The organism is Serratia sp. SM04 (assembly GCF_040280225.1).
In the GTDB taxonomy this organism is placed as follows: Bacteria; Pseudomonadota; Gammaproteobacteria; order Enterobacterales; family Enterobacteriaceae; genus Serratia; species Serratia sarumanii.
This window is the reverse complement of sequence record NZ_JBEOQT010000001.1, coordinates 83,815-102,933: the sequence shown is the minus strand read 5'-3', so window position 1 is coordinate 102,933 and position 19,119 is coordinate 83,815. Positions and strand designations below refer to the sequence as shown.

Annotated in this window: 2 protein-coding genes; one reads left to right on the top strand and one right to left on the bottom strand. The window is 64.7% G+C overall.

What is annotated here, in order from left to right; genetic code table 11:
- Positions 1-78 precede the first annotated feature (78 nt).
- Positions 79-777 (top strand): CTP synthase, encoded by a 699-nt coding sequence (locus tag ABTW55_RS00365; protein ID WP_223182021.1) that lies wholly within the window; start codon positions 79-81, stop codon positions 775-777.
- Positions 778-825: 48 nt separating this feature from the next.
- On the opposite strand, the gene ABTW55_RS00360 is transcribed toward ABTW55_RS00365, so the two are convergent.
- Positions 826-18,678, bottom strand: coding sequence for an amino acid adenylation domain-containing protein (locus tag ABTW55_RS00360; RefSeq protein WP_342126792.1), 17,853 nt, complete (start codon positions 18,676-18,678; stop codon positions 826-828).
- Positions 18,679-19,119: the final 441 nt, after the last annotated feature.

Sequence of the window (19,119 nt, the reverse complement as noted above, 5' to 3'; positions counted from 1 at the left end):
TGTGCGCCACGTTTAAAAAGCGGCGGCTCGACACTCTACTTTCCTGTAATCTCCTTTTTTACCCGCACAGGAAAGGAAATGATGAAAGCTCAAGTTCGCATTGCTCTGGTCGGTGATTACAACCCGCAAGCCGTGGCCCATCAGGCCATCCCCGTGGCGCTCCAGCTCACCGCCGCCCATCTCGACATCGACGTGCAGCCCCAATGGCTACCGACAGAAACCCTGACCTCCCCCGACGTCCTGCAAAATTTCGACGCCATCTGGGTGGTGCCGGGCAGCCCGTATCGTTACGACGACGGCGCCTTTATGGCGATCCGCCATGCGCGGGAAAACGACGTGCCGTTCCTCGGCTCCTGCGGCGGTTTTCAATACGCCATCGTCGAGTACGCCCGCAACGTGATGGGCTGGCACGACGCCGGCCATGCGGAAACCGACAGCGGCGGCCGATTGGTGATCGCCCCGCTGAGCTGCTCGCTGGTGGAAAAAACCGGCGACATCGTTTTTCAGCCTGACACCCGCGTCGCGCAGGCCTACGGCAGCCTGAACACCCATGAAGGCTACCACTGCAACTTCGGCGTGAATCCGGAATTCGTCGCCGATCTTGAGCGCTTCCCGCTGATCGTCAGCGGCCACGACACCGAAGGCGACGTGCGCGCCATCGAACTGCCGGGCCGGCGTTTTTACGTCGCCACGCTGTTCCAGTCGGAACGCGCCGCGCTGCGCGGCGAGCTTTCACCGCTGGTGGTGGAACTCGTCAAAACCGCCGCCAACGGGTAAAAAAAAGCCCTCTTGCGAGGGCTTTCTCATCGGATACATCCCGCCGGCTTACGCCTGTCCGAGCTCGCGCAACGCCAGATTGAAGTGTTGCCCCAGCTCACGCCGATGAACCGGATGCTCCATCATCGACACATGGTCGCCGTTGACCTGGCTGACGCGGACGGTCGCCGGCGGCAGCAGCTTATCCCATCCCAACGCGGAAGCGTCTTCGCGGCAATATCCCGCCTGCTTGATCCTCTGCCAATACGCCTGGAACTGTGCGTTCTGCGAATTGACGGAAACCTGCTCCTGCTTCGCCTTGAACAGATGGATTTTCAGCGATGCGGGCTGCACCAGGGTCGCTTCCACCAGTTTGGCGTAGTGGTGCCGCTGCTGCCAGAGCGCCGCCTCGTCGGCCACTTCCTCACGCTGAGTCTTGATCCCGGCGCGTTGCACGGCCGCGATCGCCTCCGGCAACGGCAGCTCGGCCAACTGCTGACAGAACTGCGGATCCGGCCTTTCCTGCGTTGACTCCACCCAGTTCAGCAACAGCTGGACCGGGCTGTGCATCGCCTCCACCGGCCGCAACGTGTCGATCAACCCCAGGAAGGCGACCGCTTCCCCGGCCGATTGCAGCTGCTCGGCGATGGCATAGGCCAACACCCCGCCGGAAGAGTACCCCGCCAGATGGTATGGCCCCTGCGGCTGCACCTCGCGAATCAACGCCACGGCGCTGGCGGCCATATCGGACATGGTGGCCGGCTTCTCCTCCACCGCCGGCCACGGCACGGCGTAGACCGGGAAGGTCTCGTCGATCTCCTTGGCCAATTCAAACACGTAGGAGTGGTCGCCAAAGCCGGTCGGAACGAAGAATAGCGGCGGCCGGCTGCCGCTGCTGCGAGCCGGCACCGCTTTGCGCAGCGGAGCCTCTGCGGTGCGACGATCTATCCGCTCGGCCAGCTCGGCCAATATCGGATGGTTGAAGATCGCCTGTACCGGCAAGGTGATGCCTTGCTGACGCAGCTGGCTGGAAAGACGTACCGCCAGCAGCGAATGGCCACCGAGCTCGAAGAAATTGTCGTGGCGCCCTATCTGGCCAATCTCGAGCAGCTCACACCATACCCGCGCCAGCGTCGTTTCGGTTTCCCCCTGAGGCGCCGCATACTCCCGAGTGCCGACTGCCGCACGCTCCGGCTCCGGCAAGGCGCGCCGATCCAGCTTGCCGTTGGCGGTCAACGGCAGCGCATCCAGCCAGACATAAGCCGACGGCACCATGTACTCCGGCAAACGTTCGCTCAGATAGGCCCGTAGCTGTCCCTGCAACGCGCTGCGGTCAACGTCGGCCGTCGGTACGATCCAGGCGACCAGACGCGGATGATGTTCCGTCGAACAAACCTGCACCACCGCTTCCCGCACCCACGGGCTCGCCGCCAGCTGCACCTCAATCTCGCCCGGTTCGATGCGGAACCCGCGCAGCTTGATCTGCTGATCGCATCGCCCCTGGTATTCAAGACTGCCGTCCGGTAAATAACGCGCCAGATCGCCGGTGCGATACATGCGGCCGCCGCCGACCGGATTGAACGGATCGCTCAGGAAGCGCTGTGCCGTCAGTTCCGGTCGGTTCAGGTAGCCCAACGCCACCCCCACGCCGCCGATATGCAATTCCCCCACCGCCCCCATCGGCACCGGGCGCCCGCGGGCGTCCAGCAAGTAAGCGCGGGTATTGCCGATCGGTTTCCCAATCGGCAAGCGCGCCTCCCCTTCAGCCCGCTCGATACGTGCCGTTGTCGCAAAGGTGGTGATCTCCGTCGGCCCATAGGCATGGATCAGGTGCACCGGCCCCCGCTCTTGCAACAACCGCGCATAAGCGCCCGGATCCTCTTTCTCCCCCCCGCTGATCAGATATTTCAACTGCGCCAGTGCGCCGCTGATGCTGTGCACATACTGATTGAACAGCGCAGTGGTCAAGAACAGCGTGGTGATGCGATGGCGTTGCAGTTCGGCCGCCAGACGCTCGGCCTCCATCATCACCTCCGGCGCGATCACCACCAGCGCACCGCCATTCAACAGGGCGGCCCAAACCTCCATCGTGCTGGCATCAAATGCCGGATTGGCGGCAAAGGCGATGCGGTCGTCGGCGTCAAAGGCGGCGTAGCGGTTGTTGCGCACCAGACGCGTGATCCCCTGGTGCGGCGTCATGACGCCTTTCGGCGTACCGGTCGAGCCGGAGGTATACATGATGTAGGCCGTCGCGCCGCTCGACACGCGCAACGCCGGGTTACCGTTATGATCTTCAGCTTCGCGATCCTCGACCGTCAGCTGCGGGATCTCCTCGTCGCCGATGGCGTCCGTCAGCATCAGGCAGGCGCCGCTGTCATCGGCGATCCACGCCTGACGCGCGGCCGGCAGTTGCGGATCGATGGGTACATACGCCGCTCCGGCCTTGATTACCGCCAATTGGGCGCAGACCAGTTCGATGCTGCGCGCCAGCCGCACCGCGACCCGGTCGCCCGGTTGTACGCCGCGCTCAATCAGCCGATGCGCCAACCGGTTGGCGCGCGCATTCAACTGTGCGTAGCTGAGCCGTTGCGCATCCTGGATCAAAGCGATGGCCTGCGGCGTCAGCCGCGCCTGCTGTTCAAACAGTTCGTGCACGCAGGTATCCGCCGGGTAAGCTTCCGCCGTATGATTCCAGCGGCACAGCTGCAGCGCATACTCTTCATCCGGCATCACCTCCAGTTCACAGACCGGTGTCTGAGGCGCCTGCTCCAATGCCTGCGCCAATGCGCTCAACGCCTGCGCCATATAGCCACACACGCGCTGCGCTTCAATCGGCTGCCTGACCTGCGCCGTCAGGCCCAGCGAATCACCGCCGTCCTCGACCGACAGCACGAACGGATAGTTGGTGCGTTCCTGGCTATCGAGCAGCGTTACGCCGGTCGGCAATGCGGTGTCCTCGCCACTGTTATGCCGGTAGTTCAGCAGGGCACTGAACAGCGGCGTGCCCGCGGCGACGCCGCTGCAGCGCTGCGCCAACGCCAGCGGCGCATGCTCATGGGCCAGCAGCCCGCTCAGCCGGATGTGCGCCTGCAACACCACCGATTCCGCGCCGACCTCGTTGACATCCAGCCGCAGCGGCAACGTATTGATAAACAATCCGAGCGCCCGTTCCGCCCCGTCTCCGGCCTGCATGCGGCCCAACAATACGGTGCCGAATACCACCTCATCGCGGCCGGTAGCGCGCGCCAACACCTGCGCCCAGGCCAGGTGGCACAGGCTGGCCAGGCTGACGCCCAGCCGCCGCGCCTGCCGCCGCAGCTGTTGGTTGAGCGCAGGCGGTAAGGCCAGGTGTGCCGTCGAGATATCCCGCCCTTCGCCATGCACGTCGCTCAGGCCGAACGGCAACGACGGTTCATCGATATCCGCCAGCATAGTGCGGAAGAACCGTTCGTGTTCGGCCTTGCTGACGCCGAGCCTTGCCTGCGCCACCGCGTTGCGGAACGGCGGCGCCTTGGCCAGTTCGTCCCCGCGCCCGGCCAGGATCAGGTTGATCTCCTCCTGCATCACCGCCAAGGTCGAGTGGTCGCCGATCAGGTGATGCCATTGCTGGAGCACGCACCAACTGCCTTCTTCCCCCTGTGCGGCGACAAAGCTCAGCAACGGTGCGCGCGTCAGATCAGGCCGCACGCGGCGCGGATCAAACAACGCCGTCAGCCGCGAACCGATCTCGCCCTCTGCCGGATTGAGCCGCAGTTCTCGCAGCGACAACTCGGCCTTGCGCCACACCACCTGCACCGGTGATGACACGCCCTGCGTGATGAACGCAGTACGCAGAATGTCATGGCGATCGATCACCTGCTGCATCGCCGCCAGCCAGGCGTCCAGGCGCGCACGGCTGTCGAAACGCAGCACCGCGGACAGCTGGTACGGGTCGCCCCGTTCCGCCAGCAGATGGTGGAACAAAATCCCCTCCTGCAGCGGCGACAAGGCGTAGATATCCTGTACGTTGGCCACGCCGCCCGGCACCTGCGCCACCACCGCGTCGATCTCCGGCTGACTCAGCGTCGCCAGCGGCAACATCTCCGGCGTAATGGCTACGCAGCCCGGCAGGATACCGTTGGCCGGCACGCTCACTTCCTGCTGCGTGACCAACGTCTGCGCCAGCGTTGACAGCGTCGGCGCGGTGAACAGCGTTTGCACCCCGGCGCTCAGCCCGACACGGCGCAGCTGCGCCATCAACTTCACCGCCAGCAGCGAGTGGCCGCCCAATTCGAAGAAGTTATCGTGGCGCCCGACCCGCTCAATGCCCAGCAGCTCGCGCCAGATCCCCGCCAGCAGCGTTTCCAGTTCGCCTTCAGGTTCGGCGTAAACCTCACGCACGTAGGCGTCCTCCTGCGGCTCAGGCAGCGCGCGCCGATCCAGTTTGCCGTTCGGCGTCAGCGGTAGCGTATCCAGCGCCACCCAGGCCGCCGGCAGCATAAACTCCGGCAACATCCCCGCCAGATACTGTCGCAGCGTCACCGCCAACGTCTGGCGATCCGCGTCAGCCTCCGGCACCACCCAGGCTACCAGTCGCTTATTGTCCGCTTCGCCGAGGACATCCACCACCGCTTCGCGCACCGCCGGATGACCAGCCACTCGCGCCTCGATCTCACCGCATTCGATGCGGAAGCCGCGAATTTTCACCTGCCGATCGTTGCGTCCCAGGTAGTCGATATTGCCGTCCGCCAGATAGCGCGCCAGATCGCCGGTGCGATACATCCGCTCGCCTGGGTTAAACGGATCCGCCAGGAATCGCTCTGCCGTTAACTCTGCGCGGTTGAGATAACCCAGCGCCACCCCGGGGCCGGCGATGTAGATCTCGCCGGTCGCGCCGAGCGGCACCGGTTGCCCGTGCTCATCCAGCAGATAAATCCGGGTATTGCCGATCGGCCGCCCGATAGGCAAACGCTGCCAGGGATCCACTCGCTCGATCGTGGCCGTCGTGGCGAACACCGTACACTCGGTCGGCCCATAAGCGTTGATCAGCCGTACCGGCCCAGCCTCTTTCAGCATGCGGGCAAAGGCGTGCGGATCCGCCGCTTCACCGCCGCTCAGCAGATATTTCAACTGCGCCAGCGTCGCGGCGATGCTATGGGCATATTGGTTAAACAACGAGGTGGTCAGGAACAAGACGTTAATCCCTTGCCGCACCAGCGCCGCCGCCAACGCCTCGGCTTCCGTCAACACTTCCGGCGCAATGATCGCCAGACTGGCGCCATTCAACAGGGCTCCCCACATTTCCAGCGTGCTGGCGTCAAACGCCGGATTGGCGGCGAAAGCGAAGCGATCGCCGCGTTCAAACGACGCAAAACGATTGTTGATCGCCAGCCGGAGGATGCCTTGGTGCGTCACCATGACGCCTTTAGGCGTACCGGTCGAGCCCGAGGTATACATGATGTAGGCCGGTGCGCCGCCGGCGCGAGGCACCGCCGGATCGTGGGTCGGATTCTGCCGCAGCCGATCGATACGCAGGCAGGCGATTTCGCCGGCTATCTCGCGGTCGATATCGCGATCGCACAGGATCAACGACGCCCCGCTGTCGCCGATGATCCACGCCTGCCGCGCTACGGGCAGGTGCGGATCGAGCGGCACATAAGCGCCCCCCGCCTTGAGGATCGCCAGCTGGGCGATGACCAGAGAAACGCTGCGTTCAAGCGACGTGGCCACGCGATCGCCCGGGCGCACGCCCTGTGCGATGAGTTGGTGCGCCAGTTGGTTGGCGTGGGCGTTCAATTGGGCGTAGCTCAGGCTGTCCCGATCGTTCACCACCGCAACGGCGTCCGGCGTGCGCTGCGCCCACTGTTCAAACAGGACGTGGGCACTGCTCTGCGCCGGATAAACTTCCGCGGTTCGGTTCCAGCCGTACAACAACAGTTCGCGCTCGGCAGCCGGCAGCAGATCGAGATGCGACGCAGGCTGCGTAGCATTTGTCGCCATCGCCCGCAGCACCTGCACCAGGTAAACGCCATAACGTTCGGCGGTAGCGCGGTCGAACAGCGCCGTGGCGAAGTTCAGCGTACCGCTGATTTGCTCGTCGCGCTCCGCCAGATCGAGCGTCAAATCATACTTGGCGATCTGATAGCCCAACTCGGCACTCTCGGCCTGCAGCCCAGGCAGCGAGATATCGCGCACCGAGCCGTCCTGCCAGGCCAACATCACCTGGAACAGCGGGGTATAACCCAGGTGGCGCGGCGGATTGACCAGCTCCACCACCTGCTCGAACGGCAGATCGCGATTTTCCCGAGCCGCCAGCACCGTGTGGCGGATCCGCGCGATCAGCGTCGGCAGATCCGGATCGTCGCGAAGATCGATGCGCAGCGCCAGCGTGCTGACGAAGAAGCCGACCAGCGATTCGGTTTCCAACCGGCCACGGTTGGCCTCCGGCGTGCCGATCACCAGCTCCTGCTGCCCGGCCATGCGCGCCAGCACCAGGCTCCAGGCCGCCAGCACCGTCATGAACAACGTGCCGCCATGCTGCCGGCTGAACTGCCGCAACGCCTGCGTCAGCTCGGCGTCGATCGCGATCGGCACCTCCCCGCCGCTGAAAGACTGCACCGTCGGACGCGGCCGGTCGGTCGGCAGCGTCAGCAGCGCCGGCGCACCGATCAGCGTTTCGCGCCAGTATTGCGCCTGCGCCGCCAGCCGCTCCGGCGTCAGATAGCGACGCTGCCAGGCGGCGTAATCCGCGTATTGCAGCGTCAGCGGCGGCAGCGGATCGGCATCGCCGCGACGCAAAGCGCCGTACAACGCCCCCAAATCACGCAGCAGAATGCCGGTCGACCAACCGTCGGAAATGATGTGATGACAGGTGAGCAGGAACAGGTGCTCCTCATCCGCCAGGCGGATCAGCGCGGCGCGCACCAGCGGCCCCTGCGTCAAATCAAAAGGCGCCTCCGTCAGGCGCTGCGCCAGTTGCCGCGCCTGGCTCTGAGCATCCTGCCGCCCACGCAGATCGTGCACCGTCAACGGCAGCGCGTCTGCCGGCAGAATGTGCGCCTGCGGCTGCCCCTCGACGGTGACAAACCGGCTGCGCAACGCTTCGTGGCGGGCATAGAGCGCATCCAGGCTCTGCCGCCAGGCGGGCAGATCCAGCTCGCCGCGCAGGCTCAGCGCCAGGGGAATATGGTAAGTTTCACTCAGGCCTTCCAACTGCGTCAGGAACCACAAACGCTGCTGGGCAAACGACAGCGGCAACGCGGCGCCGCGTGGCATAGCCTCGATCGGCGGCAGCGCCTCATCGGTTCTCCGCAGTTGCTGCGCCAATGCCAGCAGCGTCGGGTTGGCGAACAGGACCTGCAACGGCAGCTGCCATTCCATCTGCTGCAGACGGTTGGTCAGACGTACCGCCAGCAGCGAGTGCCCTCCCAGTTCGAAGAAGTTATCGTGGCGGCCGACCCGCTCCACGTTCAGCAGCTCGCGCCAGATCGCCGCCAGCAGCGTTTCGTGTTCACCCTGCGGCGCTTCGTACGCTGCCTGGCTCTGCGCCCCCTGCGGCTCCGGCAACGCCCGCCGATCCAGTTTGCCGTTCGGCGACAGCGGCAACGCCGCCACCACCACCCAGGCCGACGGCACCATATAGTCCGGCAGCGCCGCGCTCACATGCTGCCGCAGCGCGCCCGCCAGCGTTTCTTCCGCCACGTCCGCGGCCGGCACCACCCACGCCACCAGCCGTTTGTCGTCGCCCACCGCCCGCGCATCCACCACCGCTTCGCGCACCGCCGGGTGCGTCGCCAGCGCCGCCTCTATCTCCCCGCATTCGATGCGGAAGCCGCGGATTTTTACCTGCTGATCGTTGCGCCCCAGGTACTCGATGTCGCCGTTCGCCAGATAACGCGCCACGTCGCCGGTGCGGTACATCCGCCCGCCCGGCGCGAACGGATCGCTCAAGAAGCGCTCCGCCGTCAGTTCAGGCCGGTTCAGGTAGCCCCGCGCCACCTGCACCCCGCCGATATACAGCTCGCCCACCGCCCCCAGCGGCACCGGCTGCCCGCGCTCGTCCAGCAGGTAGATGCGCGTGTTGGCGATCGGCCGCCCGATCGGCACCGACGCCCGCTCCGCCTCCCGCGAACAGTGCCAGGCGGTCACGTCCACCGCCGCCTCCGTCGGCCCATACAGGTTATGCAACTCCGCCTGCGGCAGCCGGCGGTAAAACTCCGCCACCAGCGCCGCCGGCAGCGCTTCCCCGCTGCACATCACCCGCACCACCTGCCCGCAGCGCGTCGCCGCCTGCCCGTCCGCCAGGAAGCTTTGCAGCATCGACGGCACGAAGTGCAGCGTGGTGACGCCGTACTGTTCGATGGCGCGGCTCAGGTAGTCCGGATCCTTGTGCCCTTCCGGCTTCGCCATCACCAGGCGCGCGCCGACCATCAACGGCCAGAAGAACTCCCACACCGAGACGTCGAAGCCGAACGGCGTTTTTTGCAGCACCGTGTCCGCCGCCGTCAGGCCGTAGGCCTCCTGCATCCACACCAGCCGGTTGACCACCCCGCGGTGTTCGTTCATCGCGCCCTTCGGTTTACCGGTCGAGCCCGAGGTGTAAATCACGTACGCCAGGTGCGACGCCTGCGCGCGCGGTGCCGGGTTCTCGGCGCTCAGCGTCTCCGGCAACGCCGCCTCCAGCGCCAGCTGCGGCGTCGCAGGCTCGCCCAGCGCCGCCCGGCCGGCGGCGTCCGCCAGCAGCAGCACCGGGTCGGCATCCTGCAGGATGTACTGCAGGCGTTCGCCCGGATAGGCTGGATCGAGCGGCACATAGGCGCCGCCGGCCTTGAGGATACCGAACAGCGCCGTCACCATGTTCAGGCCGCGTTCGGCGCACACCGCCACCCGGCTGTCCGGGCCGACGCCGCGCGCTATCAGCGCGTGCGCCAGCCGGTTGGCGCGGGCGTTCAGCTGGGCGTAGCTCAGGCTTTCCGCGCCGCTCACCAGCGCGGTGGCGTGCGGCGTGCGGCGCACCTGCTGCTCGAACAGCGCCGCCAGCGTCTGATCCAGCGGGTAGTCACGCTCGGTGCGGTTCCAGCCATGCAGCAGCAGTTCGCGTTCCGCCTCCGGCACCACCGCCAGTGAACACACCGGCGTCTCCGGCGCCTGCTCCAGCGCTTGCGCCAGTGAGCTCAGCGCCTGCACCATATAGTCACACACCCGCTGGGCATCGACCGTCTCGGTCACCTGCGCCGTCACGCCCAGCGAATCGCCGCCGTCCTCCACCGATAACACGAACGGATAGTTGGTGCGCTCTTCGGCGCTCAGCAAGCTGACGCCTTCCGGCAACGCCACTGCTTCGCCGTTGTTGTGGCGATAGTTGAGCAAGGCGCTGAACAGCGGCGCCCCAGGGCTGACGCCGCTGCAGCGCTGCGCCAATGCCAGCGGCGCATGTTCATGCGCCAGCAGCCCGCTCAGCCGCACGTGCGCCTCTCTTGCCGCCGTCTCCACGCCTCGCCGATCGATGTCCAGACGCAGCGGCAACGTGTTGATAAACAACCCCAATGCCCGTTCCGCGCCTTCGCCGCCCTGCAGACGCCCCAGCAATACGGTGCCGAACACGACCGTGTCTCGCCCGCTGACGCTCGCCAGCACCTGCGCCCAGGCCAGGTGGCACAGGCTGGCCAGGCTGACGCCCAGCCGCCGCGCCTGTTGCCGCAACCGCAGGTTCAGCGCCGAAGAGAGTGCCTGGTAGCGGCAGGCGATTTGCCGCCCTTCGCCGTGCACGTCGCTCAGGCCGAACGGCAGCACCGGCTCGCTGATATCCGCCAGCATGTCGCGGAAGAAGCTTTCGTGCTCCGCCTCGCTGAGAGCCAGGCGCGCCTGCGCCACCGCATTGCGGAACGGCTGGGCGACGCCCAACTGTGCCCCACGGCCGGCGAGGATCTCGCCGATCTCTTGCTCCATGAAGGCCAGCGTGGAGTGATCGCCAATCAGATGATGCCACTTCTGCAAGGCGCACCAGCTGCCGTCCTCCTCCTGCGTGACGGTAAAGTTGAGCAGCGGCGCGCGGGTCAGATCCTGCCGCTGCTGCAACGGATCAAAGCTGGCCGCCAGCTGTCGCCAAATCGGGCCGTCAGCCGGATCGAAACGCCGCTCGCTCAGCGCCAGCTCAGCCTTGCGCCACACCACCTGCACCGGCGAGGACATGCCCTGCGTGATGAACGCGGTGCGCAGAATGTCATGGCGATCGATCACCTGCTGCATCGCCGCCAGCCAGGCGTCCAGGCGCGCACGGCTGTCGAAACGCAGCACCGCGGACAGCTGGTACGGGTCGCCCCGTTCCGCCAGCAGATGGTGGAACAAAATCCCCTCCTGCAGCGGCGACAAGGCGTAGATGTCCTGTACGTTGGCCACGCCGCCCGGCACCTGCGCTACCACCGCGTCGATCTCCGGCTGGCTCAGCGTCGCCAGCGGCAACATCTCCGGCGTAATGGAGGCCCCGCCCGGTAAAATCCGGTTTTCCGGTATGTCGACCTCACCTTGCGCGCTCATCGCCTGCGCCAGCGCCGACAGCGTCGGCGTTGAGAACAGCGTCTGCACGTTCGCTCCCCAACCGGCGCGCCGCAGCTGAGCCATCAACTTCACCGCCAGCAGCGAGTGGCCCCCCAGCTCGAAGAAGTTATCGTGGCGGCCGACCCGCTCCACGTTCAGCAGCTCGCGCCAGATCGCCGCCAGCAGCGTTTCGTGTTCACCCTGCGGCGCTTCGTACGCTGCCTGGCTCTGCGCCCCCTGCGGCTCCGGCAACGCCCGCCGATCCAGTTTGCCGTTCGGCGACAGCGGCAACGCCGCCACCACCACCCAGGCCGACGGCACCATATAGTCCGGCAGCGCCGCGCTCACATGCTGCCGCAGCGCGCCCGCCAGCGTTTCTTCCGCCACGTCCGCGGCCGGCACCACCCACGCCACCAGCCGTTTGTCGTCGCCCACCGCCCGTGCATCCACCACCGCTTCGCGCACCGCCGGGTGCGTCGCCAGCGCCGCCTCTATCTCCCCGCATTCGATGCGGAAGCCGCGGATTTTTACCTGCTGATCGTTGCGCCCCAGGTACTCGATGTCGCCGTTCGCCAGATAACGCGCCACGTCGCCGGTGCGGTACATCCGCCCGCCCGGCGCGAACGGATCGGCAAGGAAGCGCTCCGCCGTCAGTTCAGGCCGGTTCAGGTAGCCCCGCGCCACCTGCACCCCGCCGATATACAGCTCGCCCACCGCCCCCAGCGGCACCGGCTGCCCGCGCTCGTCCAGCAGGTAGATGCGCGTGTTGGCGATCGGCCGCCCGATCGGCACCGACACCCGCTCCGCCTCCCGCGAACAGTGCCAGGCGGTGACGTCCACCGCCGCCTCCGTCGGCCCATACAGGTTATGCAACTCCGCCTGCGGCAGCCGGCGGTAAAACTCCGCCACCAGCGCCGCCGGCAGCGCTTCCCCGCTGCACATCACCCGCACCACCTGGCCGCAGCGCGTTGCCGCCTGCCCGTCCGCCAGGAAGCTTTGCAGCATCGACGGCACGAAGTGCAGCGTGGTGACGCCGTACTGTTCGATCGCGCGGCTCAGGTAGTCCGGATCCTTGTGCCCTTCCGGCTTCGCCATCACCAGGCGCGCGCCGACCATCAACGGCCAGAAGAACTCCCACACCGAGACGTCGAAGCCGAACGGTGTTTTTTGCAGCACCGTGTCCGCCGCCGTCAGGCCGTAGGCCTCCTGCATCCACACCAGCCGGTTGACCACCCCGCGGTGTTCGTTCATCGCGCCCTTCGGTTTACCGGTCGAGCCCGAGGTGTAAATCACGTACGCCAGATGCGACGCCTGCGCGCGCGGTGCCGGGTTCTCGGCGCTCAGCGTCTCCGGCAACGCGGCCTCCAGCGCCAGCTGCGGCGTCACGGGTTCGCCCAGCGCCGCCCGGCCGGCGGCGTCCGCCAGCAGCAGCACCGGGTCGGCATCCTGCAGGATGTACTGCAGGCGTTCGCCCGGATAGGCCGGATCGAGCGGCACATAGGCGCCGCCGGCCTTGAGGATGCCGAACAGCGCCGTCACCATGTTCAGGCCGCGTTCGGCGCACACCGCCACCCGGCTGTCCGGGCCGACGCCGCGCGCTATCAGCGCGTGCGCCAGCCGGTTGGCGCGGGCGTTCAGCTGGGCGTAGCTCAGGCTTTCCGCGCCGCTCACCAGCACGGTGGCGTCCGGCGTGCGATGCACCTGCTGCTCGAACAGCGCCGTCAGCGTCTGATCCAGCGGGTAGTCACGCTCGGTGCGGTTCCAGCCATGCAGCAGATGCTCCCGTTCGGCGGGCGGCAACAAATCGATATGGGATACTGACCGTGGGCTATTCAGCGTCATCGCCCGCAGCGCCTGTACCAGGTAAACGCCGTAGCGTTCGGCGGTGGCGCGATCGAACAATGCTGTGGCGAAGTTCAGCGTACCGCTGATGCCTTCGCCGGTATCGGCCAGATCGAGCGTCAGATCAAACTTCGCCGCGCTGTATTCCAGCCCGGCCAGCTCGGCCTGCAGCCCAGGCAGCGGAATATCGCGCACCGAGCCGTCCTGCCAGGCCAACATCACCTGGAACAGCGGGGTATAGCCCAGATGACGCGGCGGATTGACCAGCTCCACCACCTGCTCGAACGGCAGATCGCGATTTTCCTGCGCCGTCAGCACCGTGTGGCGGATCCGCGCGATCAGCGTCGGCAGATCCGGATCGTCGCGAAGATCGATGCGCAGCGCCAGCGTGCTGACGAAGAAGCCGACCAACGATTCGGTTTCCAGCCGGCCACGGTTGGCCTCCGGCGTGCCGATCACCAGCTCCTGCTGCCCGGCCATGCGCGCCAGCACCAGGCTCCAGGCCGCCAGCACCGTCATGAACAGCGTGCCGCCATGCTGCCGGCTGAACTGCCGCAGCGCCTGCGTCAGCTCGGCGTCGATCGCGATCGGCACCTCCCCGCCGCTGAAAGACTGCACCGTCGGACGCGGCCGGTCAGTCGGCAGCGTCAGCAGCGCCGGCGCACCGATCAGCGTTTCGCGCCAGTATTGCGCCTGCGCCGCCAACCGCTCCGGCGTCAGATAGCGACGCTGCCAGGCGGCATAATCCGGGTATTGCAGCGTCAGCGGCGGCAGCGGATCGGCATCGCCGCGACGCAAAGCGCCGTACAACGCCCCCAGTTCACGCAGCAGAATGCCGGTCGACCAACCGTCGGAAATGATGTGATGACAGGTGAGCAGGAACAGGTGCTCCTCATCCGCCAGGCGGATCAGCGCGGCGCGCACCAGCGGCCCCTGCGTCAAATCGAACGGTTGAGTGGCCGCCTGACGGCACAGCGTGTCGGCTTGCGCGGGGTGACGTCGCAGATCGTGGAACGCAAGCGGCAGCCCGTTTGCCGGCAAAATCTGCACCTGTGGCCGATCTTCCCGGGTGATGAACCGGCTACGCAGCGATTCGTGACGCGCATAGAGCGCATCCAGACTATGTTGCAGCGCCTGCCGGTCCAACCGGCCGTGCAGCCGCAGCGCCAGGGGGATATGGTAGGTTTCGCGCATCCCCTCCAACTGGGTCAGGAACCACAGGCGTTGCTGGGCGAACGACAGGGGCAAATCGCCGTCGCGCGCCACCGGCAGTATCGGCAGCGGTTCCTGAGCCGGCGCAACTTCCAGCGCCTGCGCCAGCACGTGCAGTACCGGGCTGGCGAACAGCGCCTGCAACGGTAACTGCCATCCGGCCTGTTGCACGCGGTTAGCCAGGCGCACCGCCATCAGCGAATGCCCGCCCAGTTCGAAGAAGTGGTCATAGCGACCGACGCGCTCTACGCCCAGCAGCTCGCGCCAGATAGCCGCCAGCAGGTTTTCTGCCTCGCCCTGCGGCGGCGCATAGGCTTCACGCACATAGGCGTCGACCTGCGGCACCGGCAGAGCCCGCTTGTCCAATTTGCCGTTGCCGGTCAGCGGCAACGCCTCCAGCCAAACGTAAGCCACCGGCACCATATAATCCGGCAGCCGCGCCTGCAGATGCTGACGCAGCCCGGTCGCCAGCGTAGCGCGTTCGGCTTCCGGTGCCGGAACCACCCACGCCACCAGTCGCTTGCCCCCGTCGCCATCGTCAATCGCGTCCACGGCTACGCTGCGCACGCGCGGATCGGTACTCAGCTGAGCCTCCACCTCGCCGCATTCGATGCGGAAACCGCGGATTTTTACCTGCTGGTCATTGCGCCCCAGGTATTCGATATCGCCACCCGGCAGATAGCGCGCCAGATCGCCGGTACGATACATGCGCGCACCCGGCGCCCGGTTGAAAGGATCATCGAGAAAACGTTCCGCCGTCAATTCGGGCCGGTTCAGGTAACCCCGCGCCACCCCTTCGCCGCCGACGTACAGTTCGCCGATCGCCCCCATCGGCACCGGTTCGCCGTCGGTGCCCAGCAGATACAAGCGCAAATCCGGGATGCGGCTGCCGATCGGACTGGTGGTGATCGCCGTATCCTGCGCCGACAGCGGCCGATAAGTCACATGCACCGTGGTCTCGGTGATACCGTACATGTTGATCAACCGTGTCTGCCGGTTCTCTGGACGAGCAAACCACGGCGCAAGATCGCAAGGCTTCAGCATTTCGCCACCGAACACGATCTCGCGTAGCTGCTGGCGCGCTTCGCTGTGCGCCTGAGCCTGGATAAAGGCTTTGAAGGCGCTCGGCGTCTGGTTCAATACCGTGATGCCGCTGCGGCAGACGAAATGATAAAAATCCAGCGCCGAGCGGGCGATCGCCTGCGGTACGATGAACAGCTGGCCGCCATACAGCCAGGCGCCCCAGACCTCCCAGACCGAGAAGTCGAAGGCGAATGAGTGGAACAGGCACCACCTGTCGGCGGCGCTGAAGTTGAACCAGGCGTTCGTCGCGCTGAACAACCGCGCGACCTGCCGGTGCTCCACCATCACCCCTTTGGGTTTGCCGGTCGAGCCGGAGGTATAAATCACATATGCCAGGTGCGCCGGGCGCACCCCGACGTCCTGCAGATCGTCGCTTTCTCCCGTCAGTGGCTGTTCCAGCGCCAGCACCGGCACCTCGCAGCCACCCAGCGCTTGTCGGCCGAGCTCATCCGCCAACAGCAGCACCGGCGCTGAGTCCGCCAGGATGTACTGTAGCCGCTCGCCGCTATAGGCGGGATCCAGCGGCACATAGGCGCCGCCGGCTTTGAGGATCCCCAGCAGCCCGACCAGCATCGGCAGCCCGCGCCCGGCACACAGCGCCACCAGGCTGTCCGGCTGCACGCCAAGCTGTACCAGCCGATGGGCCCAACGGTTCGCCTGGGTATTCAATTCCGCGTAGGTCAGGCTGTCATCGCCATACGTCACCGCGATCGCCTCCGGCGTCCGTTTAACCTGTGCTTCGAACAACCGGTGCAGACAGGCCGTCGGCGAATGTGAAGCGACGGTGTGGTTGAGGCCCTGCAGCAACTGCGCGCGTTCTTCCTCGGAAACCAGACTGAGTTCGCCGACGGTGCGACGATGAGAACCCGCCCTCACCGCGTCGTTGAGCAGCATCAGCAGATGTTGCGTCGCCCGCAACATCTGCTCGTCAGCCACGGAGGCGGCGTCGTAGACCCAACGGAAAGCGCCGTCAGCCTTGCAGATTTGCAATACCGCGCGCGAGCCGGAAGCCATGATGGCGGCAACCCCCTCGTCTTCAGGCTGCAACCCCTGCGCCGAGCGCCGGCTGACGATCGATACCGCCGTCGGCCAAGTCTGAGACGCTCGCAGGTCCGCATCGCGCGTCAGCAACGCGGGATGATAATCGGCATGAGCGCGCAGCTGGCTATATTCCTGTTCCAGCGCGGCCAACGCCTGCTGGAAATTGCCGGTGTGATCAACAGAGACCTGCAGCGGCAGCACGCGCGCGCTCAGGTGAGCCCAACGCCCCCAATTCCGATCGTCCGGGGTGATCCACCCCAGCTGAAAATCGGTTTCATTGCACATGCGCGCCAGATAAAGGGTTGCTGCCGCCAGCACCTGCTCGCCGGCAATTTTTTCCATGCGCTGCCAGGCCGTCGCCTGCCAGCGTGCGGGAAGATCCGCCTGGCGGCCAGGCCCCGGCGGGAACGGCGCCGGATAATAACGCGTCAGGCGCGGTTGCCAAAAAGCGGCGCTATCGGCGCTGGCGCCATACGCCGCGCCTAACAGCGAGGCTTCGGCAGCGTTAATCGTCGGCAAGACCGAGCCGACAGACAGGCCGCAGGCCTGCGCCAGCGCATCGCCTGGCTGAGCCGAGCCGTCGGCGCGCAAGAACGGCCCGACGCGCACCACGCCGGGGTTCGCGGCAATTACCCAGCCGTCGGCCTCGACGTGCAGCAGGGTACCGGGTTCGGCCTGCCGTTCATCGCTCATCGCCTGCAGCGCCGTCACGCCCAACACGCGCTCCGCCAGCAGCATCTTCGCCGCGCATCCCGCGCCATGGCTCAACGAGCTCACCAGGCGCTGCAGCGCCTCAGCCGGGCGATCCCAACGAATGATGCCGCCAGCAGGCGGTTGCCGACGGTTGGTGTAAAAGCTGCCGCCGGCATCGGTATCCGCCAGCGCCGCCACTTGCCGATCCAACGCCTCGATCGTCCCCGCCGTTGATGCGTTCAGCGCCCGTAAAATAAACTGGAAACGGCGCTGCAAAATATCCAGATCGCCTAATGAATTTGCATAATCGGCGTCAGAAAAAGTGACATCCAGCTCATTCGCCTGCTGGTCTTCATACAGCATAATCTGTAGATCGCCGGACGGAATATTCCCGCCATAATACCAACGGGTGCGGCATCCCCAGAAAGGATCGCCGTGGTCGAAAGAAACAATGTTAATTGAAGGGCCAAACCAGGCGGAATCCGTCGCGCCATTGTCACGCCGAATGTCCTCCCCACGATATAATTGATGACGAACCACTTTTGCTATTTCGGCTGCGACCTTTTGGATAAATTCGGCCAGACTCAGCTGGGGTTCAACCTTGATAATCAAAGGGACAACGTTAGAGGTCATACCAATACTGTTTCGTTCTCTCGTTCCGGTCACCGGCATGCTGAAATTAAGATATTCACTGCCGGTCAGGCTGTAGAAACATAATGCTACGGCGGCGGCCAATATATGTGCGCGGTGTACGCCGATATTGTCAGCTTGTTGCTGCAGCTGATCCAATGCCTCTTTTTCCAGCAGCTGCGTGTTGCGGTTCATCGCGGCGTCCGGGGTCAATATGGCTCTACGCGACAAACTCTGCGGCGCAGCGGCAGTATATTCCCGCCAAAAAACCTGATCGGAAGAAAAGCGTGAGGAGTCGCGGTATTTGATGTCGTTTTCATAAAGCAGAGAGAAATTGCAGTTGGCGAATTCAGGGATGACGCCGCCGGACGCCAGCGCGTTATAGTAAGCCGCGATGCGCCGCATCACTTCCTCGGCACTGCGGCCGTCGGTGATCATATGGTGGAAACGCCGATAGAGGACATAGCGCTGCGGAGCGAGCGTAATCACATAAAAACTAAAAGGTTCCTCTCCCGTGGCGCGGCGCGGCAGCGCCGCATCCGCCACCATCCAGCGCCTGGCCGCCTGCAGGGGATCGGGTTCCTTACTGAGATCGAGTGTGAACAGCGGCTCATGTGTGCGTGGCGCGCGGTATTGATAAAGCTCACCGTCTTTTTCCACAAAATGCGCTTGCAGAGCCGGCGTTTCTTCCACGATAGCATCGATGGCTTGCCGCAGCAGCTTAACGTCGAGAGGCCCGTCAACCTGCCCATAGCCCCAGATATTGAACGACAACTCTTTGGAAATGTTTTCCCCCAGCCAGAGTTCACGCTGGGCGATAGTCATTTCATGCAGTTCGACTTTCTCCGCCGCGGCCTGAGCACCCGTACGGAATTCCCCACTCTTCACATCAGTTTGTTTGTTCATAATATTCTCTAGCACGTTTTCATTACGTTAATGAAAGGGACCGTCCGGATTTAGGCAAAGCCTGGCCGTCCGACAGTTCAGGTCAGAATAAAAAAACCGTAGAAAAGTTGAGTCTCCCCCCAACTAAGAAAGGATGAAGTGGTTAATCCAGAGGTTCCCCCTGTGCCTCAATTTGTTGAGCTGTGAAGTATAGGAGAGGATATTTTTTTTGGCTAAATGTGCGAAAGGGAATAAATGACTATTTTATTTCCCCGATATTACTCAGGGATGACGAGCGTATTCCGCTTGTATTAATCTGAGATAATTAGAGAGGAACTCATATTCTTTTGTATTATTCACCGCAGTTAATGTGCAGCAATGCTTACGATAAGAGCCTCTCCATATCAATAAGTTATACTTTATTGTTTTTATGATAATAATTTATTATTTAATTAATTCATT